General features: G+C 67.3%; 3 protein-coding genes. All 3 read left to right on the top strand.

Annotation, left to right across the window (positions count from 1 at the left end):
• The first annotated feature begins 150 nt into the window (after positions 1-150).
• Positions 151-1,104 carry a hypothetical protein gene (locus BN10_RS14500; RefSeq protein ID WP_010851999.1) on the top strand — a complete coding sequence of 318 codons (954 nt, stop codon included), beginning with the start codon at positions 151-153 and terminating at the stop codon, positions 1,102-1,104.
• Between the two features lie 156 nt (positions 1,105-1,260).
• On the top strand, positions 1,261-1,578 hold the full coding sequence (locus BN10_RS14495) for a helix-turn-helix domain-containing protein (protein ID WP_010850074.1): 318 nt from the start codon (positions 1,261-1,263) through the stop codon (positions 1,576-1,578).
• A gap of 206 nt (positions 1,579-1,784) precedes the next feature.
• Positions 1,785-2,525, top strand: coding sequence for an integrase core domain-containing protein (locus BN10_RS14490; RefSeq protein WP_324603510.1), 741 nt, complete (start codon positions 1,785-1,787; stop codon positions 2,523-2,525).
• Positions 2,526-2,535: the final 10 nt, after the last annotated feature.

The following is a 2,535-nucleotide window of genomic DNA, read 5'->3' as shown; positions in this document are numbered from 1 at the left end:
ACCACAGGTATACCTGTGGTCCGCTGCGAGTTGTGTTCCGGGATCGGACAGATCTCGCGCCCGACGATAGGTATGGGTGGGGTCGGCTGCGAGATCTGTGGTTGTGGATAACGCGCCGGACGCCCTCGGCTGAACGGGCATGCTCAGGTGATGGACACGCCAAGGCAATCGACCCCGCCGGAGCCTTTCGACCCGTCGGTGCTGCGAGTCGCCGGCGACCTCCGGCTGCGCGGCATCGAGCCCACCCGGACCACCCATGTCGCCGTTCGCCACGGCGTTTGGATCGAGGCCGCGGACTGGCAGCGGCTTTCGATCGACCAGAGGTATGCCGCATTCGTGCACGCGACCGTGCTCCGGTGTGATCCGGAGAAGCCACCGTTGTTGTCCCACGAGTCCGCAGCAGTGTTGTGGGGACTGCCGCGCATTGGTGCGTGGCCGCGGAGATGTCATGTGACCAAAGTCGATGGCGTCGCCAGGTCGACCGGATTGATCGTGCGACACAGCACGCCACCGGTTGCGGAAGCCCAGCATCAGGGGCTCCGGCTGACGTCCGTTGCGGACACCGTTGTTGCGCTGGCGAAGACCGGCGACCTGGGGGCGGGTTTGGCTGCCGCTGATCACGCCCTGCGGCATGACATGTGCACGCGCGAGGACCTGGCGAATGCGCTCGCCGCGCTGGCCCCGGGTGTTACCGGCAGTGTGCAGGCGCGACTGGTCGGCGAACTCGCCGATCCCGGCTCGATGTCGGCCGGTGAGAGCCTCTCGCGGGCACAGATGTTCCTGGCCAACCTGCCCAAGCCGGAACTCCAAGTGGCGCACGAGGACTCCGCAGGCTTGATCGGTTACGTCGACTTCGACTGGGGCGGCGTCGTCGGTGAGTTCGACGGGAAGCTGAAGTACAAGGTGCCCGAGGGGGCCACGCCTGAGGAGGCTGCGGAAATTCTCTGGCAAGAGAAGCAACGCGAGGATCGGCTTCGGCGACGTGACAATCGCGTCGCCCGATGGGTTTGGGCCGACGCCATGCGACCCAAATCCATGTTGACCATCCTCGGCGAGCAGGGGATCCGCCCTCGCCCGCGGTCCGTGTGGTTCATGGCTTCGTGAGCCCCCGGCATACCCAAGAGACAGATCTCGCCGGGGGACACATGTATGGCTGTGGTCGGGTGCGAGGTGTGGTCGTGGGTGGGACTGTCCCGCTTCAGACTTTCTGGCAGGCCGGTTATGAGGGCATGATCGGCGCCTGAGTCAGGGAGGTGTGCCATGGGGCGACCACCGGTGATTCCGCCGGAGAAGAAGTCCCGGATCGTGTTGAGCATCCTTGCCGGGGAGGTCTCGATCGCCGAGGCCGCCCGCAAGGAGAAGGTGTCCGAGCAGTCGATTGGGCGGTGGAAGGCCGAGTTCATCGAGGCCGGCAAGTCCGCCTTGGCTGCTGGGAAGACCGGTCCGTCGACTCGGGAGGCCCAGCTGGAGGCCGAGGTTGATGACCTGACCCGGGCGCTGGGTGAGGCCGCGGTCGAGATCCGGGTGTGGAAGAAGAGCGCGGAGGGCCGTTTGGGCCCTTCACGGACCTCGAGGTAGTCCGCGTCAGCGAGGGGATGCCGACCGCGAGGTTCACCCAGCTGGTCGGCATCCCGGAACGGACGTACCGGCGGTGGCAGGCCAAGGCCAGGGCTGGGCATCCGCCGAAAGGACCGTGGCCGGCGCCGGCCCGCGACGCGCACCGGGAGGTCGTGACGTCGCTGGCTGGGCAGCATCCGGCATGGGGACATCGGAAGGTGTGGGCCATGGCCCGCCACGCCGGACACCGGCTCTCCCAGTCGACCGTTCTTCGGGTGCTCGCCGAGGAAGGCCTGCTCCTGTCCGCGTCCTACCAGCGGGAACGACGTCAACTCGCCGCAGCCCGCAAGGCCGCGTTCGCGGCGCCTCCGACCGGGCCGAACATGGTGTGGCAGTTCGACTTCAGCGAGTACGAGACCACCACCGGCGGAACCTGGCGAGTCGCCGGCGTCGCGGACTACTGGTCGAAGTACGAGTTCGGGTGGCACTGGTCGCCGACGGCGAACAAGCACGACGCGATCGAGGCCGTCGAGCTGGCGCTGGCCGAGGCCGAGCGGCTGCTCCCGGACGGGCAGTCGCTCATCGAGTACCTGACCGACCCCGACACCGGCGAGATCGTCCCGATCACCCTGGTCACCGACAACGGCGGCCCGTTCCGTTCGTTCGTTTTCGAGTCCTTCATCACCAAGCGACCCGAGCTGCGTCACGTCCGCACCCGCGTGAGGTCGCCGGGCCAAAACGGCGTGCGAGAGCGCGCGTTCCAGTCGCTGAAGTACGAGCGGCTGTACCGCGAGCAGATCGACGACGCCCTCGACCTGGTCCGAGAAGCCGAGACGTTCCGCATCGAGTTCAACACCCACCGGCCGCACGAGGCGCTGGCCTGGAACAGGCCCCGAGAGGTCCACTTGGGCCTCGCTGACCCGGCGACACCCAACTTTCCCGAGCCCGAAAACCTGCCAACTTCTTGACGCGGGACAG

Origin of the sequence: Phycicoccus elongatus Lp2, from assembly GCF_000367525.1 — a bacterium.
GTDB classification, from domain to species: domain Bacteria; phylum Actinomycetota; class Actinomycetes; order Actinomycetales; family Dermatophilaceae; genus Phycicoccus_A; species Phycicoccus_A elongatus.
Note: the sequence above shows the minus strand (reverse complement) of the source record. Positions and strands in the feature narration are given on the sequence as shown.

Bases quoted from the DNA above. Each gene is read 5' to 3' on its own strand.
- BN10_RS14500 (WP_010851999.1), top strand. From the start codon at position 151: ATGGACACGCCAAGGCAATCGACCCCGCCGGAGCCTTTCGACCCGTCG.
- BN10_RS14495 (WP_010850074.1), top strand. From the start codon at position 1,261: ATGGGGCGACCACCGGTGATTCCGCCGGAGAAGAAGTCCCGGATCGTG.
- BN10_RS14490 (WP_324603510.1), top strand. From the start codon at position 1,785: ATGGCCCGCCACGCCGGACACCGGCTCTCCCAGTCGACCGTTCTTCGG.